This is a genomic window from Alsobacter metallidurans, from assembly GCF_014636935.1.
GTDB lineage: Bacteria > Pseudomonadota > Alphaproteobacteria > Rhizobiales > Beijerinckiaceae > Alsobacter > Alsobacter metallidurans.
In genome coordinates this window covers 339,754-365,054 of the sequence record NZ_BMES01000001.1, presented here as the reverse complement: position 1 = coordinate 365,054, position 25,301 = coordinate 339,754, and the positions used below count along the sequence as shown (strand labels likewise).

Genomic DNA, 25,301 nt, shown 5'->3' with positions numbered 1-25,301 from the left:
GCGACGCATACGGCGGGCGCATTTTGCGCTCGCTGCCAGTTGAGGGGGCAGGTTTGGTCGAGCGGCTTTTGGAGCGTTTCCTGTTTGCGAGCCGCTGGATGCTCGCGCCCTTCTACGTAGCGCTGGTGTTCAGCCTCGCGGCCCTGCTGGTCAAGACGCTTCAGGAGATTTGGCACTTCGTGCTGAACATTCCGTCTTCCACCGAGTCGGACGTGATCCTGGGCGTCCTGGCGCTGATCGACCTCACCTTCACGGGTTCGCTGATCGTGATCGTGATCTTTTCGGGCTACGAGAACTTCGTGTCCAAGATCGACGCCTCCGCGCATGCGGACTGGCCCGACTGGATGAGCAAGATCGACTTTACCGGACTGAAGCTGAAGCTCCTGTCGTCGATCGTCGCCATCTCGGCGATCCAGCTGCTCAAAGCCTTCATGAACGTCAAGAACATCAGCGATCGCGAGCTGATGTGGTACGTGATCATCCACCTCGTCTTCGTCGGCTCGGGCATCGTCTTGGCGATGACGGACAAGATCGCGGGCGACTCTAAGGGACACTGATCCGTCCGCTCTCGCCCCCGGGCCTCAAGGTGCGTTCAGCACCGCCCGGCAGGCGTTCGGAAGCGCCGACATTTCCATAGGCGGCTTGGGTTTGCCGCCGGGGCGCGGGTGCAGCACGGCGTCCGAGAACCAGTAGTCGAGCTCCTTGCCGCAGCCCTCGCCGGCCGGAACGGGATCCTGCGACTGGCAGTCCGCCTCCCCGGCCGGGCACGCCATGCGGATATGCATGTGCCAGTTGTGGCCGTACATGGGCCGGACCCGCTGCAGCCAGCTGCGGTCACCAGTCGCTTCCCGGCACAGCGCCTTCTTGATAGCCGCGTTCACGAAGATGCGCTCCACCTGCGACTTCTGCGCGGCGGCCTTGATCAGGGCGTGCTGGCCCTTGGTCCAGTTCTGCGACACGTCGAGCTTGTCGTCTCGCACCATGTCGGCGGCGGCCATGTCTTCGCGCTCGGCGCGCGACAGCGGACGGTTCGGCATCGGCGTGAGCCAGACGTCTGCGTCGAGGCCGATCTGGTGCGAGGCGTGGCCGGTCTTCATTGGCCCGCCGCGGGGCTGGGCGATGTCGCCGACCAGGATGCCGGGCCAGCCGTTGACGCGCGGGACCTCGCGGGCGAATTTTTCAAGAAAGTTGATCAGCGCCGGGTGTCCCCAGGCGCGGTTGCGCGACAGGCGCATCACCTGCCAGGCTGGGCCGTCCACCGGCAGCGCCTCGGCCCCGGCGAGGCAACCCTTGGCGTAGAACCCGAGCACCCGGGAGGGCATGTCGGCCGGGCGGGTGACCGCGCCGAAGAGCTCCTTGGCGGGCGGCTCGGCGCGGGCGGGGGTTGCAAGAGGCAGCACGGAAACGCTTGCGGCGATCAGCACGAGCAGGCGCATGGGACGCTCCAAAGGCCTGTTCGGCCGTTCAGGGCGCGGCCACCCGGAAGACGCGGACCACGCCGCGCGTTTCGAGAGGCTGCAGCCCATCGACCGCTTCGCCGCGCGTGAGTCGGCTTTGCAGTCCGTTCGGCGCCATGCTCGCATAGAGCGCATTGTGAGGCGAGCGTGAGCACAGCGCGACAAGGCTGATCCCCCGCGCCTTCAGCAAGGCGAACGCCTCATCGGGAGCCGCCGCCAGAATGCGGTGTCCGTCGAGAATGCCGGTCGCCTGGCGGTGATAGGGCGCCGACATCACGGCGTGAGGCGACGCCGCCAAGATAAAGGGGCCCATGTCGAGGGTGCTCAACACCAGGGCGGCCGGTTCGCGGGCGAGCCCGGCGTATTCCCGCAAGTCCATGCAGGCGCGGGAGCGTTCGTCGCTTTGGGTTGCGACCGCTTTGGCAGGCGCCTGCGGCAGGAGCGAGACGGCCGCGAGCACGACGCTGGAATTGTTGGTCGCCAGGACGGCGGCGACCAAGACCAGAATGGCGGATCGGCCTGTGTCGGCCGCCATCCTGCACACCAGCGCGATGGCGGCGGCGATCAGCGGGATCGCCAACATGTTGGCGTAGAACAGGGTTCGGATCTGAAAACAGCCGATCGCGAATGACGCCGAGAACGAGGCGACATAAGCCCAATACGCCGGGCTTCGCCGCATTTCGGGCAGCCGAAGAAGGAACAAGCTCGCCCCGAGCGCCAGCACAGGCCCGGAGAGCATGGCTGTGATCGAGGTCAGGTCTGGTCCAAGCGCTTTCCAGACGCTCTTCATTTCTTCGACATGGTCCAGCCAAATCGGCCAGAGGCGCGGGTCCACCTGGCCGAAAGGTCCGCGAAGGCAGGCAGGCTCAATCCAGCCGAAGACCACGACCGAGACGGCGGCGACGCCACCCATCCACATCCGGCGATGGCGCAGATCGGCCGACGCTACGAGCGCAAGACCACCGCCGCCCAGAACGGCGAGCGCCGCGTAATTGGCCGAGAGCGAATCGCAGACGCCGACCTGCCACAATGCGGGCGGCACGGTCGTGAGCATCAGACCTATGCCGCCGGCCGCAAGAGAGGTCCCGAACGCCCTCGCCCATGTGCGCGATTGCGGCTCCATCAGGCAGCGATATACCGCCGCCAAGCTCGCGCTCGCCAACAGCAGGATGGTTTCGAGCCCGATGGCGAGCATCAGGGCGCAGATGAGCCCCGCCAGGGCGCCGGCCCTGCGTGACTGGCCGAAAACGGCCGCGAACATAAGCAGCGACAGGACGACCTGAACGTTGTGGTGATCGATCCGCCCAGGGTCGAATTGCCAAAGCACCGACAGCCCAAAGGCCAGCAGCAACACGGCAGGCGCGCCCGCGAGCACGCCGCCGATCCGGACGGCAACCGACCAGACTGCAGCCATCGCGGCGAGCAGGACGATCAAGGGCCAGACCGTCATGGCCAGGCGCTCGGCCGCCGCGACGTCCGTGAACCGTTCACAGAAGAGGATCAATATCGCGATCGGCGCGTCGACGAGGCGCGACCAATGCATCGGGACCGGGAATGCGGGATCGAGCCTGTGCTGGACGAGATCGAACCAACCCTGGCCGTTGAGGAGGTCTCGGACCTGAGAGAGACGGCTCGCATCATCGGTGTCGTTGAACCGGATGCCGACATGGTCCACCGAGCCGAAGCGCATGGCCGCAGCGAGGGCCCAGCAGAACAGAACCATCACGGCCCCGTTCCCAAGCAGGCCTTCCGCTGACCTCCGGGGGGCGGCGTGGCTGAGGTCGGTCATTGAAAAGTCCTGCAAACAACGCCTGCAGGTCTACCGGGATTGAATTTCATCTCCGTTAAGCGCGTGCGCTCTCGCGATCGAGATGGCGCAGGAACGCGCGGGTCCGTTTACCGAAAATTCCAAGCTTGCCTTCTAGAAAGGTCGGGAATGGGTCGCTGGACCACTGCCGGGCCAAGAAGGGCGTTTGCATGCAGGAAGCAACAGCACTGGCGCGTACTTCCATCGCGCTCGGCGCCGCCCCCCCGCGGGAGACGTTCGCGGCGCGGTTTGTCGGTCCGCGCCTTTCCTCGCTCCTGGCTCACCCTCTCGCCCAGGGGTTCGCGAAGTTTCTGAGCGTGGGCGTCGTCGGCCTCGCGGTCGACGCGTCGATTTTTTCGGCGCTCGACCATGCGCATGTGGCTCCCGAGCTATCACGCGCCCTGTCGCTGCTGGCCGCCACGATGGTGACCTGGCGCCTCAACCGCAGCGTCACCTTCGCGGCGAGCGGTCGCCGGCAGGTCGCCGAGGCGGTGCGCTACGCGGCCGTCGCCCTGATGGCGCAGGGCTTCAGCTACGCGGTGTTCCTGTCGATCGTCTACTCGGTTCCCACGCTGCCGCGGCTCTTCGCCCTGTTGGCCGGGGCCGGGCTCGCTGCCTTCGCGGGCTTCGCCGGCCATCGCTTCTACGCATTCAAGCCCGCTCGGGCCGTTTCTTGATTTCCGAGGTTCATTCCATGCCGCAGCACAGCGAAGTTCTTATCGTCGGCGCCGGCCCGGCCGGCCTGACAGCCTCCTACCTGCTCACCAAGGAAGGGCGCAGCGTCACAGTGCTGGAGCGCGACCCCACGATGGTGGGCGGCATCAGCCGCACGGTGAACTACAAGGGCTTCCTGTTCGACATCGGCGGCCACCGCTTTTTCTCCAAGGCAAAAGAGGTGGTCGATCTCTGGAAGGAGATCCTGCCGGACGACTTCATCGAGCGGCCGCGCATCTCGCGCATCTACTACAAGGGCAAGCTCTACTCGTATCCGCTGAAAGCCTTCGAGGCCCTCTGGAACCTTGGCGTGTTCCAGAGCGCGCTGTGCATGGCGAGCTACGGGCTGGCCAAGCTGCGGCCCATCGAGAACCCCCGCACGTTCCACCAGTGGGTGCGCAACGCGTTTGGCGAGCGGCTGTTCTCAATCTTCTTCAAAACCTACACCGAGAAGGTGTGGGGCATGTCCTGCGACGAGATCTCGGCGGACTGGGCCGCCCAGCGCATCAAGGGCCTGAGCCTCGGCTCGGCCGTCATGAATGCGCTGACCCGCACCTTCCGGGGCAAGCCGAAGCAGAAGGACGGCGAGGTCATCAAGACTCTGATCGAGTCGTTCCAGTATCCCCGCAAGGGTCCCGGCATGATGTGGGACGCGGCGGCGCGCAAGACGCGCGAGCAGGGCGGCGAGATCCTGATGGATCGCTCGCTCGCCTCCATGGAGTGGGACGAGAACGCCCGGCTGTGGACCGTGACGGCCACGCGCGGCGACGGCTCCGTCGAGACCTTCACGGCCGACCACGTGATCTCGTCCGCCCCGATCACCGAGCTGACCAACGCCATCAAGCCGACGCCGATATCGCTGTTCAGCGCCCGGGCGCTGCGCTACCGCGACTTCCTCACCGTCGCGTTGATCACGACGCGCCAGGACCTGTTCCCGGACAACTGGATCTACATCCACGACCCGTCCGTGAAGGTCGGCCGCATCCAGAACTTCCGCTCCTGGTCGCCCGAGATGGTGCCGGACCCCAACCTCGCCTGCCTCGGCCTCGAATATTTCTGCTTCGAGGGCGACGGCGTGTGGGCGGCCCCGGACGAGGAGCTGATCGCGCTCGCCAAGGCCGAGATCGCCAAGATCGGCCTGGTGCGCGAGGATGAGGTGGTGGACGCCTGCGTGGTGCGGCAGGCCAAGGCCTACCCGGTCTATGACGACGACTACAAGGAGCATGTCGGCCTGGTGCGGCTCGATCTCGAGACGCGCTTCCCGACGCTGCATCTTGTCGGCCGAAACGGCATGCACAAGTACAACAACCAGGACCACGCGATGATGACCGCCATGCTGACGGTCCGCAACATCCTGACCGGCGAGCGCCTCTACGACATCTGGGACGTCAACGAGGACGCCGAGTACCACGAGTCCGGCGAGTCCGGCGCGCAGCAGGCGCTGGCCTCCGAGCGGCTGGTGCCGCGCAAGGTCGCGTAAGCCGCCTAGGCGGCCAGGTCCGCCACGATGGCGTCGAGCACCGGGAAGCCCTCCGGGGTGACCCGGATGCGGCCCTCGGGCGTGCGCTCCACGAGGTTGTCGCGGGCGAGATCCTCGACCCGGCGCGGGTCGAGACCGCGCCCGGCCAGCGCCGCGTAGCGGGCCGGATCGACGCCTTCCACGAGCCGCAGGCCCATCAGCAGGAATTCGTCGCCCTGGGCTTCGGCCGACAGCCGCTCCACCTCCGTGACGCCGTGGCCCTCGCTCTCGACGCGGGCGAGCCAGGATTCCGGCACGAGCTCGGTGGAGAGCGCCAGCCGGCCCGAGGCCGTCCCGAGGCGGCCATGCGCGCCGGGGCCGACGCCCGCATATTCGCCGTAGCGCCAGTACACGAGGTTGTGGCGGCATTCCGCGCCCGGGCGGGCGTGGTTGGAAATCTCGTAGGCCGGCAGGCCGTGCTGTTCGCATACCTCGCGGGTGGTCTCGTAGAGCGCGCGGGCCGCGTCGGCGTCCGGCACCACGAGCTTGCCGGCGTCGCGCAGGCGCTCGAACATCGTGCCGGGCTCGATGGTGAGCTGGTACAGCGACAGGTGCTCGGCGGCGCGGCCGATGGCGTCCTTGAGCTCGGCCGCCCAGGCGGCGGGCGTCTGGTCGGGCCGGGCGTAGATGAGGTCGAAGGAGTAGCGGTCGAACACGCCCGCGGCGACCTCCACGGCCGCCATGGCCTCCTCGGCCGAATGCAGCCGCCCGAGCGCCACGAGGTCGCGGTTGTTCATGGCCTGGACGCCGAGCGAGACCCGGTTGACGCCGGCAGCCCGGTAGCCGCGCAAGCGCGTCGCCTCGACGCTGGTGGGGTTGGCCTCCAGCGTCACCTCGACGTCCGGCGCGACGGCCCAGTTGGCCGCGACCGCGTCGAGGATCGCCCCCACGGTGGCGGGCTGCATCAGCGAGGGCGTGCCGCCGCCCAGAAAGATGGTCGACACGGTGCGGCCCGGCGCCAGCGCGGCCTGGTGGGCGATCTCCCGCGCAAAGGCCGCCACGTAGCGGGCCTCGTCCACGGGCGCGTGGCGGACATGGCTGTTGAAGTCGCAATACGGGCATTTCGACGCGCAGAACGGCCAGTGGATATACACTCCGAAGCCGGCGTCGAAGGGAAGCTGAGCGGTCATCGGGCTGATGTGCGGCTTTGCGGTCGCGAAGGCAAGCGGGATGGCGAAACCGGCAGCCCTGCGCGCCCGTAATGGTTTATGCTGCGCCTCCCGTCTTGGCGCATTTTTCGACGGAGCCGCCCCATGCTTCTCGACCGCCGCACTCTCCTCGCCACCCTGGCGTTTGCGCCCGCAGGTCGCGCCCTGGCGCAATCCTCCGCGCCGGCCATGAGCGGCCGCACGGCGTCCAGCTTCACGTTCGACAAGCTGGACGGCGGCGAACTGCGTCTCTCTGCCTTTGCGCCCCGGCCCATCCTGGTGGTGAACACGGCCTCGTTCTGCGGCTTTTCCTCGCAGCTCGGCGGGTTGCAGGCGCTGTACGCCGACCTCAAGGGACGTGGGCTCACCGTGGTGGGCGTCCCCTCCAACGACTTCGGCGGGCAGGAGCCCGGCCCCTCGGCCGAAACGGCCGGGATCGCGCGCCAGCACGGCGTCACCTTCCCGATGGCCGCCAAGGCGAAGGTCCTGGGCGCGGACGCCCACCCGTTCTTCCGCTGGGCCCTGGCCGAAAAGCCCCGCGACCCGCCGCGCTGGAACTTCCACAAATACCTCGTCGGCGTGGATGGGCACGTCGCGGCCGTGTTCCCCACCAGCGTGGAGCCCGGCGACCCGGCCGTGCGCGCCGCGATCGAGCGGGAGCTGGCCAAGACTGCGTGAGGGCGTGCTGGGCTTTCTCGCGTGTGTGGTGAAGGCGCCCGTTTCCCGCCGCTGTCATCCCCGGCGACCCGCGAAGCGGGTCGGGAAGGAGATCCAGGGGACTGGGTCCCGTGCGGGCCTTGGCCCCTGGATCCCCTTCCCGGCGCTCCGCGCCGCCGGGGATGACGGCGGAGAAGTGTGAGCCTTCGAGGTGGGCACGAGTGCGCGTTCTCCGCCCGGGCGGAGGTGAGGCAATCTGGTGGAGGGGCGCCGCGAGGCGCCGGCCCATCATGGGTTTTACGCGTAGGATTCGGACGGGCCGACGCCTCGCGACCGGCGATTTTGAACCTTTCCGACCCGCGCTCCTTCCTCGGGGCCGCTCCTTGTGGGCAGCGACCGCGAGGGTGTTAAGGTGGCCGCGTCCACGGCCCCACCGTAGTGTGGGGCGGGCGGGCTGACTGCCGATAGGCGGGCTTGCCGGGCTTTTACCCCCGAACCCATCCTTCGGCCGCTCCGGAAAGGCCTCCCGGGAGGGTGGGTCCGGTATCCCACCCGCGCAGGCGCCGCGCCCCGACCCCGCAACGGACCGCTCCGGAAGCGCCCCCTCCCTGGGTCGAGAGTGGCGCAATGGTGCGGGAAACGGGGCGGAATGTCAAGGATTATTTTCATATTGCGGGCGTGTTCCCTCTCCCCCCGGGAGAGGGACGCGCACGACCATGCAGCGCCTCGCCGTCATTGCGAGCGCAGCGAAGCAATCCAGGCGGTTGGGAGCAGCCCCACCGCCGGGCGTCGCGCCCGGCCTTTAGACTGGATTGCTTCGCCTCCGGCTCGCAATGACGGCGAGGCGTCCTTTGGATCGGACAAGCCCGGCGCCCTCACCCCTGCCCCTCTCTCGCAGGCGGGAGAGGGACGCGCACGACGAGGCGGTGGGGCGGGCGAGCCCTTTTGCTGCCCTCTCCCCGTCGTGGACAGTTTCGGTCCAGCGTGGCAAGGACACGGCCCATGAGCACGCTGGTGAAAATCTGCGGTCTGCGCACGCCCGAGACGGTCGAGGCGGCGATTGCGGCTGGGGCCGACATGGTCGGGCTGGTGTTCTTTCCGCGCTCGCCGCGGAATGTCTCGATTGCGGAAGCGAAGGCGCTGCGGGAGCGGGTTGGCGGGCGCGCGCTCGTTGTCGCGCTCACGGTGGACGCCGACGACGCGCTGCTGGACGCGATCCGGGACGAGGTGCGGCCCGACATCATCCAGCTGCACGGCCACGAGACGCCGGAGCGAACGGCCGCGACCAAGGCGCGCACGGGGCTGCCGGTGATGAAGGCGATTGGCGTCGCCGAGGCGGGCGATCTCGCGCAGGTTCCGGCCTACGCGGCCGTTTCCGACCGCATCCTGTTCGACGCCAAGCCGCCGCGCGGGGCCGTTTTGCCGGGCGGGAACGGGGTGGCGTTCGACTGGCGGTTGCTGGCGGGCCTTGACCTTGCGAAGCCCTTCATGCTGTCAGGGGGGCTGGAGCCCGGAAACGTCGCCGAGGCCCTGAGGATCACGGGCGCGCCGGGCGTGGACGTGTCCTCCGGGGTGGAGCGCGCGCCCGGCGACAAGGACCCCGAGCGGATCGCGGCTTTCGTGAAGGCCGCACGCGGGGCGTGAGTTGAGCGGCTGCGGCCGAGCGAGGACGAAAGCGTGAGCGCACCCACCCTGAACTCGTTTCGAACCGGGCCGGACGAGACCGGCCATTTCGGCCTTTTCGGCGGACGTTTCGTCGCCGAGACCCTGATGCCGCTGATCCTCGAGCTGGAGGCCGCCTACGAGGCCGCGAAGGTTGACCCCGGCTTCGCCAGCGACATGGCGAGCTACCTCGCCCATTACGTGGGCCGGCCGAGCCCGCTTTATTTCGCCGAGCGGCTCACCGAGCATTGCGGCGGCGCCAAGATCTACCTGAAGCGCGACGAGCTGAACCACACCGGCGCGCACAAGGTGAACAACGTGCTCGGTCAGATCTTGCTGGCGCGGCGCATGGGCAAGACCCGCATCATCGCCGAAACCGGCGCGGGCCAGCATGGCGTCGCCACCGCGACGCTCTGCGCGCGCTTCGGGCTGCAATGCATCGTCTACATGGGCGCGGTGGACGTGGAGCGGCAAAAGCCGAACGTGTTCCGCATGAAGATGCTGGGCGCCGAGGTGGTGCCGGTGCAGTCCGGATCCAAGACCCTGAAGGACGCCATGAACGAGGCGCTTCGGGACTGGGTCACGAACGTCGAGAACACCTTCTACTGCATCGGCACCGTCGCGGGGCCGCACCCCTACCCGGCCATGGTGCGCGACTTCCAGTGCGTGATCGGCCGCGAGGCGCGCGAGCAGATGCTGGAGCGCGAGGGTCGGCTGCCGAACTCGCTGATCGCCGCCATCGGCGGCGGCTCCAACGCGATCGGCCTGTTCCACCCCTTCCTGGACGATCCCGGCATCGAGATCTATGGCGTCGAGGCGGCCGGCCACGGCCTGTCGTCGGGCCTCCATGCGGCCTCGCTGACGGGCGGGCGCCCGGGCGTGCTCCATGGCAACCGCACCTACCTGCTGATGAACGACGACGGCCAGATCACGGACGCGCACTCGATCTCGGCCGGGCTCGATTATCCGGGCATCGGGCCGGAGCACTCCTGGCTGCACGATGTCGGCCGGGTGAACTACATCTCGGCTACCGACGAGGAGGCGCTGAACGCCTTCCAGATGATGTCGCGCCTCGAGGGCATCATCCCGGCGCTGGAGCCCGCGCACGCCATCGCGAAGGCGGTGGAGATCGCGGCCAAGAAGCCGAAGGACCACCTCATGATCGTCAACCTCTGCGGGCGCGGCGACAAGGACATCTTCACGGTGGCCGAGCATCTCGGGGGCATGGAATGACTGAGGCGACCACAACCCGCATCGACCGCCGCTTCGCGGCCGTGCGGGCGCAGAACCGGGCCGCGCTGGTGACCTTCGTGATGGCCGGCGACCCCGACCCCGAGACGTCGCTCGCCATCGTCAAGGCGCTGCCGGCCGCGGGCGCGGACGTGATCGAGATCGGCATGCCGTTCACCGACCCAATGGCGGACGGCCCCTCCATCCAGGCCGCCGGGCTGCGGGCGCTCGGGGCGGGCATGAGCCTGCGCAAGACCATCGCGCTGGTGAAGGCCTTCCGCGAAACGGACGCCGACACGCCCATCATCCTGATGGGCTACTACAACCCCATCTACATCTACGGCGTCGACCGCTTCCTGCTGGACGCGCGCGCGGCGGGCGTGGACGGCCTGATCGTCGTCGACCTGCCGCCCGAGGAGGACGAGGAGCTCTGCGTGCCGGCGCTCACGGCCGGCCTGAACTTCATCCGGCTCGCCACCCCGACCACGGACGAGAAGCGCCTGCCGAAGGTGCTCACCAACACGTCCGGTTTCGTGTACTACGTGGCGGTGACCGGCATCACGGGGTCGGCCATCGGCGACTACGCCAAGATCGGCGACGCGGTTGCGCGCATCAAGGGCCATACCCATCTCCCGGTCGCGGTGGGGTTCGGCGTTAAGAACGCCGACTCGGCCGAGACCATCGCGCGCAGCGCCGACGGCGTGGTGGTCGGCACCGCGCTGGTGGACGCGCTGAAGGGCTCGCTGGATGCGTCCGGCAAGGCCACGGCCGGCACCGTCGAGGCGGTGGCCGCCAAGGTGCGTGAGGTCGCGTCGGGCGTCCGGCGCGTGGCGAAGGCGGCGGCCTGATCGACGACCAGGAGCATTGGAGACGGCATGGATACGAGCCCGATGAACTGGATCTCGAACGTGGTGCGGCCGAAGATCCGGTCGATCCTGCGGCGGGACACGCCCGAGAACCTGTGGATCAAGTGCCCGGATTCCGGCCAGCTCGTGTTCCACAAGGATGTCGAGGCCAACCAGTTCGTGATCCCGGGTTCGAACTACCACATGCGGATGTCCGCCGTGGCGCGCCTGAAGTCGATGTTCGACGACGCGCAGTACGAGGACATCGCGCTGCCGGAGGTCCCGGTCGACCCGCTGAAGTTCCGCGACGAGAAGCGCTATGTCGACCGCCTGAAGGACGCCCGGACCAAGACCGGCGCGGTTGACGCCGTGAAGGTGGGCGTCGGCCAGGTCGAGGGCGCGGCGCTGACCATCGCCGTGCAGGACTTCGACTTCATGGGCGGCTCGCTCGGCATGGCGGCCGGCGAGGCCGTGATCAAGGGCATGGAAACCGCAGTGGACCGGCGCACGCCCTTCGTGCTGTTCGCGGCCTCGGGCGGCGCGCGCATGCAGGAAGGCATGTTCTCGCTGATGCAGATGCCGCGCACCACCGTGGCGGTGCAGCGCCTGCGCCGGGCCAAGCTGCCCTATATCGTGGTGCTCACCAACCCGACCACCGGCGGCGTGACGGCCTCCTACGCGATGCTGGGCGACATCCACATCGCCGAGCCGGGCGCGCTGATCGGTTTTGCAGGCCCGCGCGTGATCGAGCAGACCATCCGCGAAAAGCTGCCGGAGGGCTTCCAGCGCGCCGACTTCCTGCGCGCCCACGGCATGGTGGACGTGGTGGTGCACCGGCACGAGCTCAAGGCCACGGTAGCGCGGCTTTGCCGCGTGCTGACGCGGGCCGAGCCGAAGGTGGTGGGCGCGCCGGCGCATGAGGAGATCGTCGCCGAGGCGGCGCAGTAGTCCTTTCCTCCCGTCATTGCGAGCGACAGCGAAGCAATCCAGCTGATGATCGAGGCCTGGGCCCCGCGTCTGGATTGCTTCGCTGCGCTCGCAATGACGGCAGGGCCCCACCCCCATCGCTAACGACCCCTTAATCCGCCGCATTTAGCGTCGATGTGCTGCAAGGCGGATCGTGAACGGCAGAAGGCCGTCGCGCGACGCCCACGCGAGCAGGGGCGCTACGAGGGTATGACGGACCGGCGGGACCGATCGGGGGAAAGACGCGAACCGGTGCTGGGCGGAAAGCCCATCGCGCCCGCGTCGCTGGACCTTCGGCTCAGCCGCGACGATCGGCCCGGCTACACGGACCGGGACGGCGACGCCCCGCGCAACCGCGGCGGGCGCCGCGACCCCACTTTCGACCCCGTGATCGCTCCCGCGCTCGACCCGCTCGCCGAAACACGGCGCAGGCGGGACGACGGACGCAGCCGCGAGACCGTGCGCGCGACGCCGCCGGCAGATGACGAGGACGCGGACGCTCCGCGAAACAGCATGGCGCGATCCTCTCGCAAGCCTTCATCCGGCGGCCGCGGCTCGGGCGACAAGACCGAGCGCGGCGACAAGGCCGAGCGGGGCCGCAAGCCGGCCGCCAAGGGGCGCAAGCGGCGGGGCATCCTCGGAACGCTGGTCTATTACGGATTCGTGCTCGGCGTCTGGGTGCTGATGGCGGTGGGCGGGCTCGTGGCCTACCACGCGTCCAAGCTGCCGCCGATCGACAGTCTCGCGGTGCCCAAGCGGCCGCCGAACATCGCCATCCTGGCGGCGGACGGCTCGTTGCTGGCCAATCGCGGCGAGACGGGCGGCCGCACCGTGACGCTGAAGGAGCTGCCGCCCTACCTGCCGAACGCCTTCGTGGCGATCGAGGATCATCGCTTCTACCACCACTGGGGCATCGACCCGGTGGGCATCACCCGCGCGGTGGTGCGCAACGTCACGCGCAGCGGCTCCTCCATGCAGGGCGGCTCGACGCTGACGCAGCAGCTCGCCAAGAACCTGTTCCTGACGCAGGAGCGCACAGCCTCGCGCAAGATCCAGGAGGCCATCCTGGCGCTCTGGCTGGAGCGCAACTACTCCAAGGACCAGATCCTCGAGCTCTATCTCAACCGCGTCTATTTCGGCTCCGGCGCGTATGGCGTCGAGGCGGCGTCGCAGAAATACTTCGGCAAGACGGCCCGCAGCGTGACGCTGGGCGAGGCCGCCATCCTGGCCGGCCTGGTGCAGGCGCCGTCCCGCCTAGCGCCGAACCGCAACCCCGAGGCCGCGCAGGCGCGCGGCGCGATGGTGATCTCCGCCATGGCGCGCGAGGGCCTGGTCAACGACAACATGGCCAAGATCGCGCTGATGAACCCCGGCCAGCCGGTGAAGCCGGGCGGCGCCGGCTCGGTGAACTACGCGGCCGACTACGTCATGGACGTGCTGGACGACTATATCGGCACCATCGACAAGGACATCGTGGTGCGCACCACGATCGACCCCGGCATGCAGAACATCGCCGAGAAGGCACTGGTGGAGGAGCTGGCGCAAAAGGGCGACAAGTTCGGCGTCAGCCAGGGCGCCTTCGTGGCGCTGCAGCCGGACGGCGCCGTGAAAGCGCTGGTGGGCGGGCGCAACTACTCCGACTCGCAGTTCAACCGCGCCAGCGTGGCCAAGCGCCAGCCGGGCTCGGCGTTCAAGCCGTTCGTGTATCTCACCGCCATCGAGAAGGGGCTGACGCCCAGCACGGTGCGGGACGACAGCCCGGTGAACATCAAGGGCTGGCAGCCGGAGAACTCCACGCGCGAATATCGCGGCCCGGTGACGCTCCGGCAGGCGCTGGCGCTCTCCATTAACACCGTGGCGGTGAAGCTCGGTGTCGAGGTGGGCCCCAAGGCCGTTGTCGCGACCGCGCACCGGATGGGCATACAGTCGAAGCTCGAGCCCAACGCCTCCATCGCGCTCGGCACCTCGGAGGTGACCGCGCTGGAGCTGGTGGGGGCCTATGCGCCGTTCGCGAACGGCGGCATCGCGGTGCAGCCCTATGTGATCACGCAGGTGCGCACCAGCGACGGCGTCACCGTGTACAAGCGTTCCGGCACCGGGCTCGGCAAGGTGCTGGAGCCGCAGACGGTCGGCATGATGAACGCGATGCTGCGCGAGACGCTGCTCACCGGCACGGGCCGCAAGGCCGACCTGCCGGGCTGGGAGGCGGGCGGCAAGACCGGCACAAGCCAGGACCACCGCGACGCCTGGTTCGTCGGCTACACGGGCTCGCTGCTGGCGGGCGTGTGGATGGGCAACGACGACGGCTCGCCGACCAAGAAGACCAGCGGCAGTAACCTGCCCGTGGAGGTCTGGAGCCGGTTCATGAAGACCGCGCTGGCCACCACCCCGCCGACGCCGTTGCCGGGCGGCGCCTACAAGCAGATGTGGCCCATGCCGGCCGATCAGCAGGCTCCCACCCCACCGGGCGGCGTGCCGATGGCGGATTCCGGCAATCCAGCCGACACGCTCTACGGCCTCGTTTCGCCCGCCCCCGTGGCGGCCCGCGGCGCGCCTCTCACGATCAGCCCGCTGGCGCAGGGCGGCCCGCAGCCGCAGCCGCAGCCGCGACGGGTGGTGTCGGACGACGGCGTGCTCCGGCCGCCGGGCTCCGTGCCCAACGGCGGCGGAGGCGCCCCGCGGCAAGGCTATCCGCCCCCCGAGCGCAGCCTGCTGGACAAGCTCTTCGGCGGTTGAGGCGCGGTTTGCAGGGTCTGGCCGGCCGGCCGCGTCAGGCCGCCGGGCGCCCTCGCCTGCGAATCACGAGTTCGCTCGCGCCGAACAGCAGCGCCGCGAGGCCGAGCGGGATGAAGAAATAGATGGCCCGGAACGCCAGCAGGCCGCCGATGAGGTTGGCGCCGGGCAGCAACACCGAGACAACGCTCTCGATCACGCCAAGGCCGCCCGGCACGTGCGTGATCATCGTGGCCGTGTTGGCGATCACGTAGACGGACGCGACCGGCAAGTAGCCGACCTCCGCCTGGGCGGCGAGCGCCTGGTGGAGGCAGCCGGCCACGAGGGCGAAATTGACGGCCCCGACGACCACCTGCGCGGCCGCAAGCCGCCACTCGGGCATGTCCATGGACCAGCGTCGAAAGCGCACGGATTTGCCGCCGTAGCGGAACGCGAGCCCCACATAGGCGGCGACCGTGACAAGGCAGAGCGCGCCGAGCGTGATCGTGACACCCTCGTCCAGCCCGGTGACGCGGGCGCCAAGCTCGGGGCGCACCAGCAGCGCGATCCCGCCCAGAGCCGCCAGCCCGACGCCGACCGTGACGCCGCAAAACACCACCAGCTTGGCGACCTCGCCGATGGTGAGGCCCCAGCGGGCGTAATAACGATAGCGGATCGCGCCGCTGCTCACCCCCGCGAAACCGATGCTGTGGCCGAGCCCAAGGCTGGTGAAGGAGGCCAGCGCGGCCTTCCAGTAGGGCAACGGCTTGCCGACATAGCGCAGCGCCAGATAGTCGAAGCCCGTGAGCGCGCAATAGCTCGCGGCCGCGAAGGCGCCGGCGGCCCAGAGCCGGGCTGCCGGCACCGCTTTCACGGAGGCGACGATCTGGTCGAGGCTGTATTGGCGCAGCGTGTGCCAGATCAGAAAGGCCGAGAGCAGCACGGCCGCGATCCCGATCAGTCGCGACCAGAAACGGCGACGGCCGCCCTCGTTGGCCGGCTCCGCCTCTCGGGCGTCTTCCCGTGAGGGGCGGACGGCTTCGCCAGCCGAGCCGGCGTTTTCGCCCGCCAAGCGGCGGGCCGGGATTGCGTCTTGCGCCAGGGTCATGCGGGCTCGGCCTCCGGAAGGCTCAACGCCGCATCGGCGCCGTTGATCCGCAGCGCGGGCGCGCTCGGGATCGTGAGCCGGAATTCCACCAACAGGGGCAGGTGATCGGACGCCCGGCGCGCCAGCGGCGTGCGGATCGGCTCGGCGCGCGTCACCTCGACGCCGGCTGACACGAAGACGTGGTCGATCCGCAGCACCGGCATGCGGCCCGGGAAGGTGGGCTGCGCCCGGTGCACCAGTGGCGCGGCTTGGGCGTCGCGCATTTTGGCGACGATGCGCCGGTATGCGCGCGAATGCGGCACGGCGTTGAAATCGCCGAGAAGAATAAACGGCGCGGTGCATTTCGGGCCGCCGAGCCAGTCCGGGCCCAGCAAGGCCTGCACCTGGTTGAGCCTTTCGAAGCCGCGCAGGCCCAGGTGCGTGTTGACGACCTGCAGCTCGCCGCCTTGCGCCTGCACGGCGGCCCAGAGCGCGCCGCGCGGCTCGGCCCCGGCGCGCAGCGGCAGCGGCCCGGCCTTGACGAGCCGGGACGGCCGGGCGGTCAGGATGGCGTCGCCGTAGAGCTCCTCCATCACCCGCATGGCGGGATGGAAATGCATCTGCATGCCGAGCTGGTCGGCGATCAGCCGGGCCTGGTCGACGCCGCCGGTGCGCTTGCGGCCGACGTCGAGTTCCTGCAGGGCGACGATGTCGGGTTGGCAGGCCGCGATCACGGCCGCGATCCGGGCCGGATCGAGCTTGCCGTCGACGCCGAGGCAGCGGTGCACGTTGTAGGTAAGGATGCGGGTCATCGTCCGGTTCTGGGTTCCGGGTCGAGAACGCAGCCGCGGCGCTTCCGTTCGGCCCGCCTGCTGCGGCCGATCCGCCATGCGCCTCCGCGCTATGCGGCGGCGGCGCGCCGGATTAGGCTCCGCGCTTTGCAACATGCCGCGTCGGGAGTTGAACGACCATGGATCTCGGACTGAACAACAAGAAGGCGCTGGTCGTTGGCGCCAGCCGCGGCCTCGGCGCCGCCATCGCGCGGGCGCTCGCCACCGAAGGCGCGACCGTGGTGGCGGCTGCGCGCAGCGTCGACAAGATCGAGGCCTGGATCGCCGCCTTGCCGGCCGGCGTGCGCGGGCGCGTCTCGGCCCTGAAGCTCGACACCGGCGACCTCGCGCAGATCGACGCGGCGGCCGACAAGCTGCTGGCCGAGGGCGGCGTGGACGTGCTGGTCAACAACACCGGCGGCCCGCCCCCCGGCGTCGCCAAGGACGTGAAGCGCGACGCCTGGCTGACGCAGTTCCAGTCCATGGCGGCGAACCTGTTTCACCTCACCCAGCGCCTGCTGCCCGCCATGCAGGAGAAGAAATGGGGCCGCATCATCACGGTGGCGTCGTCCGGCATCGAGCAGCCGATCCCGAACCTGGCGCTCTCCAACGGCATCCGCTCGGCCGTGCTCGGCTGGTCCAAGACGCTCGCCAACGAGGTCGCGCAGGACGGCATCACGGTGAACATGGTTCTGCCCGGCCGCATCCAGACCGAGCGCATCGGCCAGCTCGACCAGGCCAACGCCGAGCGGCTGAACGTCTCGATCGACAAGATCGCGCAATCCGCGATGGCGCAGATCCCGGCCGGCCGCTACGGCACGCCCGAGGAGTTCGCCAACGTGGTGGCGTTTCTGGCGGGCGAGCCGGCCTCCTACGTGACGGGCACGAAGATCCGCATCGACGGCGGCGCGACGCGCAGCGTGTGAGGGCGGGGGGGCACCGGAGCCGCGCTGTCCAAGGCGCCGGACCGGCTCCTGCCGCCAACCCTCCACCGTCATCCCCGGGCCCGACCCGGGGATGACGCGCTGGGCTCCGACGTGGATGGCCGGGTCAAGCCCGGCCATGACGGAGAGGAAGGCGCCTGAATTCTTCAACCGCCCCAACGCCCCTCATCCTGAGGAGCGGGCCCCCTTGGGCCTGCGTCTCGAAGGACGAGGGGTCCAGGACGCTGAAGCGTCGGGCGCTCTGGAGACCCTCGTCCTTCGAGACGCATCGCCAAGGGGCGATGCTCCTCAGGATGAGGGGATTGTTGGAGCGGCGCGGGGCCGGAAACCTTGGGTGCCTATGCGCCATCCCTCCACCGTCATCCCCAGGCTCGACCCGGGGATCCACGCGCTGGGCTCCGGCGTGGATGGCCGGGACAAGCCCGGCCATGACGGAGAGAAAGGCGCCTGAATTTTTCAACCGCCCCAACGCTCCTCAGGGGCTCCTAGCCGATCTCGTCGACCCGCATGCGCCGGCCCCAGGCGTCGAAGAAATGGCCGTCGTTGAGGGCGAGGCGGTCGTCGTCGACCCGGGTCTCCAGCATGCGCAGCCGCAGGCGCGCGGCGGCGTTGTCGAGCGGGCCGCCGGCCTTGGCGACCTCCGGGAAGAACGCCGCGCCGTCCCACGCGACGCCCGCGCTGCTGAACAGCCGGGTGATCTCGCCCCAGTCGAGCTCGTCGCCGATCACGTGCACAAAGGTGGAGCGCAGCGGCGAGATCCGGCGCTTGCCGATCTTCACCAGCAGCACGAGCGCGGTGAACGCGTTGCGGGCGGCGAACTCGGCCTTGACCCAGCCGTCGAAGTCGTCGGCGGGCTCCTCAGAAGTCGACAACGGGGCGCTCCGGCACATAGACGTCGAACAGCGCCCAGAATGGGGCGCCGTACTCCGCCAGATGCCAGCTCTCGAAGGCCGCCAAGGCGGGCCCGAGTTCAGCGCCGGGATCGACCTCGGTCGGTTCGCCCGGCAGCGCGATCGCGGCGACGGCCGCCGCGACAGGCTCAAGCCGGCCGAGGATTGCGGTGCGGACCGGCGTGTCATCGTCCCAGTTCAACTCGCGCCGAACCGCCGCCAACGCCGCGTTGGCCGCGCCATCCGGGGCTTCCACCGCCTGCGCGTAGGTCAGCATCTCGCGGACCAGGTTGAAGCGCCGGTACGCGAAGGTGCGCTCGCGGGCGAGCTCCTCCAGGCGGCGCGCGTGGTCGCGCCGATACTCTTCCTCGGCGCGATCCGCCGCGGCGGCGGCTTCGCGGAAGTCGGCCAGAACTGCATCGGGGCTGGACGCCGGCGTCATTGCGGCTCCTGGAAAGCGGCGGAACGAGATGGCGGAAGAGAGTGGGAGTCGAACCCACCAGAGACCGGCTCGCGGCCCCCACCGGATTTGAAGTCCGGCTCCATCACCAGATGAATATCTCTTCCATCTCGTTGCAGTCCCTATATAATTCTGACACTCGTTTAAACGGTTTTGCAATTGGAATTTGCAAAATGGCCAGATCGGCGACACCCTACGTTCTCAGAGTCCGTGTGAAAGGCAAGGAGTACCTGTACTATCGACGAGCCATACCGGGCTCAGGGACCGATTGGAAAGCCCCGCTTCGCACGCCGCAGGGAAGCGCCGGCTTTATGGCTGACTATCTGGCAGCGGTAACTGCGTATGAGCGAGCCGTTTTGCTCGAGCAAAATGGGCAGCCGGGCACCTTTGGTGCGCTATGGGATGCGTACCGGAAAAGCGATCGTTGGCGCGCTCTTTCCCCGCGCACACAAGCCGACTACGAAGCGGACGTAAGAACCTTAAGGCGAGTATCTTCCATTGGTGTCCTGTCGGACGTGTCCGGTATTGAACTTGGCGCAGTTGATAGAGTCGCGTGTCAGGCGCTTTTGGCTCGCGTCTTCCGAAAACACGGCAGGCACCGTGCAAACAGTGTTCGGGCTGTCTTGAGTGTTCTTCTCTCGTTTGCAATCGAAAGTGGGCTTGTTCAGCCGCCTAACCCCGTCTCAACCGTTCCCAAGTATCGTCCGGCGCGCGATGGAACTGACCAGCGCCCGAACCTCGCTTGGGAGAAATCAGAAATCGACATCGTAATTGCAGAATGTAATGCAAGCTTACGGTTGCCGATAATGCTTGGCTTATATCAAGGATTGCGAATTGGAGACATCTGTCGACTTGACACTAAACACATAAAGACTATAGGCGAAGAGTATTATATTCACCTAAAAACCTCTAAGGCTGGCGTTGAGTTAAATCATTATATTCGTCCTGAGGTGCTGACTGAACTTTTGGCTAGGCTGCCAATCGATGGGATAATCTGCCGCAATACGGCTGGCAATCCTTGGAAACTTGGTTCTCTCCAAAGCGCCTTTCACGACCTCATTCGCCGCCTGTCCGAAGGAGACACGCGTAAGGTCCGTCCGAACCTTACGTTTCACGGAACACGGCACACTTGCGCTAGCCAATTGCGTGAACAGGGCTGGTCAAGAGATGATGTTGCAGATTTCTTAGGTCAGAAATCGTCCACGATGGGAGAACATTATTCTAGACATGCAGACTTAAGGATACACTTGAGAAACAAACTAAAATCTCTTCAGCCTCTTCAGTGATATAATCTTTTTTTTACAAGAATGATCATTTTTTGAACTGACATACACCGGCTATTTGTGCTCGGATTCTTCGGTTGACGCGCGCTTTACCATGTGCTCACATCATCCACGATGGAGCGCGCGGAATGAAGCAATATCTCAGCCAGAAGGAGGCATCTCAGTACTGCGGGATGAGCGTTTCGACTTTTCGTAAGCTCGGGTTCAAGCCTTCAATGCGGCTGGGACGTTTCCTGCGTTTCGGCATAAACGATCTTGAACGGCAGATTGCATGCATGAAAAGTTCAACAGATGCCGAGAACCCGGTACTTCGCTTGCTTCGTATGGCTGAATCGCGCGAACTTGCGCGAAAGAGAACTGACGCCGGTCGTTAGCCCGATCCTCCTACAAACTAGGAGCGCCGTTCGCTCACAAAAGCTCAACTTTGTGAAGCGCAACCCGGCACACATCTTCGAATTCACGTTCTAGGAAAGCCCTCGCGTGCGCCGTATCAGCGTCCGGCTCAGGCAATCTCGCGACAACCGCTTCAGCCCACTCAACGTACGCGGCGCGGCGCTCAGAACTCCAGTCCTTCGGTGGCGACGACCCAACAGCCGAAACATTGCTGATTTTATCGCAGAGCTTAAGCACGGCGGCGCGAGGTGACTTTTTCGGCGCGTTGTCGATCTGAGCCTGTTTGCGTGCGTCCTTCGGTAGTGTCTTGTCGTCCGTTAGCTCCACGACCAGGCTCGCCACGCCTTCGCCGAACAACATCTCCAGTGTGTCGCGGCTAACGTTGGCATCCTCAATTGCGTCATGACAGAGCGCCGCGATGATCATGTCCGTGTCGCCGCCCGCCTCGGCTACAAGCTGGGCGACGTGACAGAGATGAACCGCATAGGGCTCGTTGGCTTCGCCTTTCCGCCGTTGACCATCGTGCCAAGAGATGACTCTCGCCATCGCGAGCATGATCCGACCGACGTCAGGCGTTCTGAAATCCATGGGGATGAGATATGCCCCGTCGTCAAGGTTGCAAGCTATTCCGGCTGTCTCAATGCGCGTAACTCGTCCATCGAAAGCCAAGGACGGCGCGCATGGACCATCCGATGACAGTTGGCACACAGGAGCGCCAGGTCGGTGAGCTTAGTCACAGAACCGTCCCCGAGGGTATGCAGCGGCTTCGTTCGCCCGCTCGAATGGTGCAGACTTGAGTGTGCGATGCCCTACGGCAAACGGGCTCGCCAGCCGATAAACCTTACCCGGACCAGCCTCGCTCTCGCGCATATTCGGCAAAATGATCGAGCGCCGCGTGAAATGCGGCAAGCTCACCAACTGTCCAAGGACCGAGGGGTCCGCGCTGACAAAGCAACAAGCTCATGTTGCGAGCGTTAGTCGCGGCTTTTAGGTAGTCCTCAGCACAGCGAGCGTGGGATTGAAGGGTCGCTAGCTCGGCGAAAATGTACGCGGATTGCTCTAGCGAAGTGATAAGGTCGGAATAAGTTTCCGCATCTAGCTTCATGCCAGTGCTCCCTAAGGGCGCACCTCCCATATGGCTACGCTAACTGTGCTGGGCAATCCGGTCGGCAAAAATCGACAAGCCCCGATGCCGTGCCGTCTCAAACGAGAGCAACCAGCGGATCAAATGACAAACCTTTAGTGAAGACAGGGTACAGTGCTCGGCATGTCCGTGACCAAGAGAGTACAATGCGAGCCTTGTTCCTGACCGTCGCTCTGCTAGGTCTGATTTCGTGCAACCAACCGTTTGCGATGGACAAAGTGGAGCGCCGGGCGAACGAAGCGCCCATCGAGTCAATCAAGCGCTTTGTTGCCCAACGGAATGAACATGAAAGGAGCTTAAAGGAGCGTGGCACAGCGTCAGTCAAAGCGCTTTCCGATGGCGCTGAGGGACCCGCTAGGCGGCTTTGCACGGAATTAGCGGAATTCCACTTGAAAACTCGTGGGCGCGAATTAGCCGCAGTGATCGATGAATTTATCGTGAGTCCCGATGGAGCTTACCTCTCGGATTCAGACAAATTGTACACAGAGCGACTCTTGAAAGCAATTAAGGATGGAGAACAGCATACTCAGCAGTCCAGCGATTACCAAGACTTCTTAAATATGCAAAGAGTAGCTATCTGGAAACCATTATACAAAGAACTAATTACCGCTATTCGAACCGATTACTGGGCAAAGATAAAATTTCGCTTCGAAGAACTTGCTTCTAAAGCCCCCGACAAGTTAGAGATTGACGCTATCCGGACTGGATCGGTTGAGTCTAGGCGTGCTTCCTACGAAAAATATGGCTTGTTACTATCCAATCTGGCGGTGTTTGCGATCAAAGATATAGTCAAGATCGAGAAATTTGTGGATGAAAAAACAAAAGGCATTTCTTACACAGACAAGTGGTTCCGCTATGATCTTGCTTATGATTTAGAACATATGATTGTAAGCGAACTAGTGCTTTCTGATCTAGGATGGAGAAGCGAGTCACTGGTCAAACGTGGGTTTTATGCGTGTTTGGGTCCAGATGCGAACCTTTGACGTAATCGGTTGAAGCCTTTTTAAATGCGTTTCAAAGCGAGACACAGCATAGGTCCATTGGTTGCCGGCGTTCGCCTTTTCGCTTCCCAGGGGGCGGACCTGACTCGAAGGACACTCACGGCTTGGAGCCCAAACAGGCAAGCCAAAGGACCGCCTCGGGTGAGCCGGTTCCTAGTGCTAGTCCGAGCCCGCCAGCGACCTTCTCGAGGTCGCGTAGGACCCCATCAAACGCTTCAAGTTGTTCGGCGCTCCATTGAGCATCAAGCCCCGCTGAATCAACGAGCGCCAGAAACTCCCGCGCTTGTTGGGCTTTGGCACTGAGGGTGACGTAGGCTTCCGCGTGGTGAGAGATCGAAGCGAGGATGTCATAGATCAACGAGGCTGCTTCGAACTGTTGCATGACCGCAAAGAACGTCGTCGGATCGAGGACGGCTGTCATGATCGACCTCGCATGATCGACCATGCTGGACCGCTTGAGAGGTCCGGCGCGCGATCTTCGGCTTCCGAAGCCTTTGTAGAGGCTCGGTGGGCGTGGCGGCGCTCTTTTGCGGACAGATGCGCCAATTCGCGGCGAAGCCCACTACGCAGCAACTCTGAGCGATTGACGCCATGTTCGTGCGACGCGGATTGTGCTTCGTCCAGCAAATCAACAGGGATGAGAACGAGAACCGCTCGGTGCTTAGTACCATCAGCCATTGTCGCGTTCCATTCCGTGGAGAACGCCTACGAGCAGCAAGCTGATCGTTTCAAGTGTGTCGTAGATGGTTCGATCTTGGAACTCAGCAACGAGGCGTTCAGGCTCTCGAAGTTGGTCGATGCGTCGAGCTGCTGCCTCGACTGCGTTTCGGTGCTTGTAAATGTCCAATTAAATCTCCCTAGTATTATTACGATGCGCCTCGATGACTGTTGACGAATTCTGGAATGTGAGTATAATCGGGGATGTCCCGTTTAAGACTATGTAGAGTCTTAGTGCATTGTTGCTACTCATCATCAAGGATGAGCGAAGCTCACTAAGCGAACGTAGTGAGCTTAGAAAGTGACTACCCATCGGGAAATGGCGAGATGTGTCTCCCGTCATCTAGTCCTTCGGACTGATCGCGTCGCTTCGCGCCACGATCATTCTTCGTTTTTCAGTAAATTCTTATGATCGATGGTGAACAGACACACTTTCCCTATCAGGAGAAAATGCGTCTGCTTACGCTATGATCGCGTGGAGCCTACATCACATGCTCTTTGCAGAACCCGAAAACGGGGAAGGACGGTTAGCCTATTGCCTTTTACACGCAGCTTTTCCAACGGAACTCTCGGAAGCCAGAGCACGACACCCGAACGCTTGTAGGTTGTGGTTGTCACAGTGCCTACTCGCAGCGTCCAAAACGGACGCCTTTAGATTTCGCCAGCGTAGGTGTTCCGTACTGCTTAGCCGGTCTGATTAGGTTCCAGCATACACCACTCGGTAAGGCTCTTGATGGCCAACTACTATGAAGGGCTACTAACAGTATATATGTAAATTTTGTTTTGAGATATCGGCTATATGGCCAATTTGTTCAATTTATTTTTCGCCGATCAAACGATGAGTGTACATGCGGCGCGATCCGGTTTACTGGCCAAATCCTACATTGCTTATCAGAGGCACCAAGCTTGACCAGCTTACTCGAAGACATTGGCAAATGAGTTCAGTTATCCGATCCTCTAAGTCGCATTAATAATAACGAACACAAAGGCTGTAAAAGCCCAAACGCCTAAGATGAGAAGCCAACGTAATGGACTTAAATGGTTGTGGATGACCGACCAGCCGAGCTGCTTGTCCCATGAAGCGGCTCCTTCTTTCTTAAGAGAACGGTACGACGAAAATAGCGTGAATAGACTTACGATTGGAATGCCTAAACCCCAGCCGTTCAAATACACCGACCCGGCGCGCCGGATAGCCGACGAGTATTCAGGACGAGCCTCACCCAATTTTTGAACAACGGTTCCGTAAAGAGCCTTGCCGGGTGTTGTGCCAAATGCCCACAGGCAGAATGCCTCAAACGGGATAAAGGCGATCAGAGATATTAGTCCAAGTAGCTGGTCGAAAGTCTTATCGTTCTCGGCGAACATTCTTGGAAACATGAGTCCAAGGAAGAAAAAGAAAAAGAGCGCGAACATATAGCAGTCGAACAGTCTGCCAAAAAGACGCCGCCATGGGCGAACAGAAGGCGATCCGCCAAGCGTCCCCAGTCTATCGTCCGATACTGACTCGTCAACAGACTCAAGAGCTTTTGGGATCATCACTTCTTGAAGAATCAGCGGTGCCGACGGTGCTCGCTGCACGCCCAAGGGTGCCGCCAATTCTCTTTGTGCGACGAGAGATGCCACGGGCGTTTGCGGAAGCGGGGGAGGCAAATGTGAAAGCGCGTCTGCGAAATCCTGGGTAGCCATCAGAGGCTTCCAATCCTCCATACCCCGGGTCCAAACTAGAAAGGACGAACTCCTTTTTTCCCGGAATCTCTTGAATGTTTCTTCGAGCGTCTCGGGTCCCCATTGATCGCCCTGAAACGCTGAATACCACGAGTCGCTCATTATTTGGG

At 65.0% G+C, this 25,301-nt stretch carries 25 protein-coding genes and 1 tRNA gene; 14 read left to right on the top strand and 12 right to left on the bottom strand.

The features are described 5' to 3' along the window. Positions 1–53 precede the first annotated feature (53 nt). Positions 54–557, top strand: a complete 504-nt coding sequence (locus IEV99_RS01560; protein ID WP_188517593.1) for a TIGR00645 family protein — start codon at positions 54–56, stop codon at positions 555–557. 24 nt (positions 558–581) lie between these two features. Here the strand turns inward: IEV99_RS01560 and mepA are convergent, their stop codons facing one another. Both mepA and IEV99_RS01550 read right to left on the bottom strand, forming a co-directional pair. Continuing rightward, positions 582–1,436, bottom strand: coding sequence for a penicillin-insensitive murein endopeptidase (gene mepA, locus IEV99_RS01555; RefSeq protein ID WP_188515980.1), 855 nt, complete (start codon positions 1,434–1,436; stop codon positions 582–584). Positions 1,437–1,464: 28 nt separating this feature from the next. Then, on the bottom strand, positions 1,465–3,246 hold the full coding sequence (locus IEV99_RS01550; RefSeq protein ID WP_188515979.1) for a hypothetical protein: 1,782 nt from the start codon (positions 3,244–3,246) through the stop codon (positions 1,465–1,467). Between the two features lie 188 nt (positions 3,247–3,434). Here IEV99_RS01550 and IEV99_RS01545 point away from each other — a divergent pair, with 188 nt between their 5' ends. Next, the gene (locus tag IEV99_RS01545) at positions 3,435–3,941 is read left to right on the top strand and encodes a GtrA family protein (protein WP_188515978.1); all 507 of its coding nucleotides are present in this window, start codon (positions 3,435–3,437) and stop codon (positions 3,939–3,941) included. A 17-nt stretch (positions 3,942–3,958) separates the two neighbouring features. Further along, positions 3,959–5,458 (top strand): NAD(P)/FAD-dependent oxidoreductase, encoded by a 1,500-nt coding sequence (locus tag IEV99_RS01540; RefSeq protein ID WP_188515977.1) that lies wholly within the window; start codon positions 3,959–3,961, stop codon positions 5,456–5,458. Positions 5,459–5,463: 5 nt separating this feature from the next. On the opposite strand, the gene hemW is transcribed toward IEV99_RS01540, so the two are convergent. Then, positions 5,464–6,627 (bottom strand): radical SAM family heme chaperone HemW, encoded by a 1,164-nt coding sequence (gene hemW / locus IEV99_RS01535; RefSeq protein ID WP_188515976.1) that lies wholly within the window; start codon positions 6,625–6,627, stop codon positions 5,464–5,466. A gap of 123 nt (positions 6,628–6,750) precedes the next feature. Here hemW and IEV99_RS01530 point away from each other — a divergent pair, with 123 nt between their 5' ends. The 6 genes from IEV99_RS01530 to IEV99_RS01505 all read left to right on the top strand — a co-directional run bounded on the left by IEV99_RS01530 (position 6,751) and on the right by IEV99_RS01505 (position 14,741). After that, on the top strand, positions 6,751–7,323 hold the full coding sequence (locus IEV99_RS01530; RefSeq protein ID WP_188515975.1) for a glutathione peroxidase: 573 nt from the start codon (positions 6,751–6,753) through the stop codon (positions 7,321–7,323). A gap of 981 nt (positions 7,324–8,304) precedes the next feature. Further along, the gene (locus IEV99_RS01525; protein ID WP_188515974.1) at positions 8,305–8,946 is read left to right on the top strand and encodes a phosphoribosylanthranilate isomerase; all 642 of its coding nucleotides are present in this window, start codon (positions 8,305–8,307) and stop codon (positions 8,944–8,946) included. Between the two features lie 33 nt (positions 8,947–8,979). Next, the gene (trpB, locus tag IEV99_RS01520; RefSeq protein ID WP_188515973.1) at positions 8,980–10,197 is read left to right on the top strand and encodes a tryptophan synthase subunit beta; all 1,218 of its coding nucleotides are present in this window, start codon (positions 8,980–8,982) and stop codon (positions 10,195–10,197) included. Continuing rightward, complete coding sequence (gene trpA, locus IEV99_RS01515) at positions 10,194–11,042, top strand: tryptophan synthase subunit alpha (RefSeq protein WP_188515972.1); 849 nt, start codon at positions 10,194–10,196, stop codon at positions 11,040–11,042. The genes trpB and trpA overlap by 4 nt, the downstream gene beginning before the upstream one ends. A gap of 42 nt (positions 11,043–11,084) precedes the next feature. Further along, entirely contained in the window at positions 11,085–11,987 is a 903-nt protein-coding gene (accD, locus tag IEV99_RS01510) for an acetyl-CoA carboxylase, carboxyltransferase subunit beta (RefSeq protein WP_188517592.1), read from the top strand. A gap of 531 nt (positions 11,988–12,518) precedes the next feature. Continuing rightward, a complete protein-coding gene (locus IEV99_RS01505) occupies positions 12,519–14,741 on the top strand; it encodes a transglycosylase domain-containing protein (RefSeq protein WP_244643747.1) in 2,223 nt (740 codons plus the stop codon). Positions 14,742–14,775: 34 nt separating this feature from the next. Here IEV99_RS01505 and IEV99_RS01500 read toward each other — a convergent pair whose 3' ends face one another. After that, entirely contained in the window at positions 14,776–15,825 is a 1,050-nt protein-coding gene (locus tag IEV99_RS01500) for a lysylphosphatidylglycerol synthase domain-containing protein (RefSeq protein ID WP_188515970.1), read from the bottom strand. After that, entirely contained in the window at positions 15,822–16,616 is a 795-nt protein-coding gene (locus IEV99_RS01495) for an endonuclease/exonuclease/phosphatase family protein (protein ID WP_188515969.1), read from the bottom strand. The genes IEV99_RS01500 and IEV99_RS01495 overlap by 4 nt, the downstream gene beginning before the upstream one ends. 158 nt (positions 16,617–16,774) lie before the next feature. Between IEV99_RS01495 and IEV99_RS01490 the strand changes: the two genes are divergently transcribed. Both IEV99_RS01490 and IEV99_RS23940 read left to right on the top strand, forming a co-directional pair. Next, on the top strand, positions 16,775–17,560 hold the full coding sequence (locus IEV99_RS01490; protein ID WP_188515968.1) for an SDR family oxidoreductase: 786 nt from the start codon (positions 16,775–16,777) through the stop codon (positions 17,558–17,560). 352 nt (positions 17,561–17,912) lie between these two features. Next, entirely contained in the window at positions 17,913–18,029 is a 117-nt protein-coding gene (locus IEV99_RS23940) for an ABC transporter (RefSeq protein ID WP_371875756.1), read from the top strand. Positions 18,030–18,063: 34 nt separating this feature from the next. On the opposite strand, the gene IEV99_RS01485 is transcribed toward IEV99_RS23940, so the two are convergent. The 3 genes from IEV99_RS01485 to IEV99_RS01475 form a co-directional block, all read right to left on the bottom strand. Beyond that, the gene (locus IEV99_RS01485; RefSeq protein ID WP_244643447.1) at positions 18,064–18,450 is read right to left on the bottom strand and encodes a hypothetical protein; all 387 of its coding nucleotides are present in this window, start codon (positions 18,448–18,450) and stop codon (positions 18,064–18,066) included. Beyond that, complete coding sequence (locus IEV99_RS01480) at positions 18,437–18,910, bottom strand: hypothetical protein (protein WP_188515966.1); 474 nt, start codon at positions 18,908–18,910, stop codon at positions 18,437–18,439. Before IEV99_RS01480 ends, IEV99_RS01485 begins: the two co-directional genes overlap by 14 nt. Positions 18,911–18,939: 29 nt before the next feature. After that, a tRNA-Sec gene (locus tag IEV99_RS01475) sits at positions 18,940–19,035 on the bottom strand. Between the two features lie 204 nt (positions 19,036–19,239). On the opposite strand from IEV99_RS01475, the gene IEV99_RS01470 reads away from it, so the two are divergent. Then, positions 19,240–20,214 (top strand): tyrosine-type recombinase/integrase, encoded by a 975-nt coding sequence (locus tag IEV99_RS01470; RefSeq protein WP_188515965.1) that lies wholly within the window; start codon positions 19,240–19,242, stop codon positions 20,212–20,214. A gap of 125 nt (positions 20,215–20,339) precedes the next feature. Then, positions 20,340–20,585, top strand: a complete 246-nt coding sequence (locus IEV99_RS01465) for a hypothetical protein (RefSeq protein WP_188515964.1) — start codon at positions 20,340–20,342, stop codon at positions 20,583–20,585. 34 nt (positions 20,586–20,619) lie between these two features. On the opposite strand, the gene IEV99_RS01460 is transcribed toward IEV99_RS01465, so the two are convergent. After that, positions 20,620–21,192 carry an HD domain-containing protein gene (locus IEV99_RS01460; protein WP_188515963.1) on the bottom strand — a complete coding sequence of 191 codons (573 nt, stop codon included), beginning with the start codon at positions 21,190–21,192 and terminating at the stop codon, positions 20,620–20,622. 702 nt (positions 21,193–21,894) lie between these two features. On the opposite strand from IEV99_RS01460, the gene IEV99_RS01455 reads away from it, so the two are divergent. Beyond that, a complete protein-coding gene (locus IEV99_RS01455) occupies positions 21,895–22,731 on the top strand; it encodes a hypothetical protein (RefSeq protein ID WP_188515962.1) in 837 nt (278 codons plus the stop codon). A 115-nt stretch (positions 22,732–22,846) separates the two neighbouring features. On the opposite strand, the gene IEV99_RS01450 is transcribed toward IEV99_RS01455, so the two are convergent. The 3 genes from IEV99_RS01450 to IEV99_RS01440 form a co-directional block, all read right to left on the bottom strand. Continuing rightward, positions 22,847–23,170, bottom strand: coding sequence for a hypothetical protein (locus IEV99_RS01450; RefSeq protein WP_188515961.1), 324 nt, complete (start codon positions 23,168–23,170; stop codon positions 22,847–22,849). A gap of 249 nt (positions 23,171–23,419) precedes the next feature. Further along, positions 23,420–23,596 carry a hypothetical protein gene (locus IEV99_RS01445; RefSeq protein WP_188515960.1) on the bottom strand — a complete coding sequence of 59 codons (177 nt, stop codon included), beginning with the start codon at positions 23,594–23,596 and terminating at the stop codon, positions 23,420–23,422. An 827-nt stretch (positions 23,597–24,423) separates the two neighbouring features. After that, positions 24,424–25,152, bottom strand: a complete 729-nt coding sequence (locus tag IEV99_RS01440) for an RDD family protein (RefSeq protein ID WP_188515959.1) — start codon at positions 25,150–25,152, stop codon at positions 24,424–24,426. Positions 25,153–25,301 lie beyond the last annotated feature (149 nt).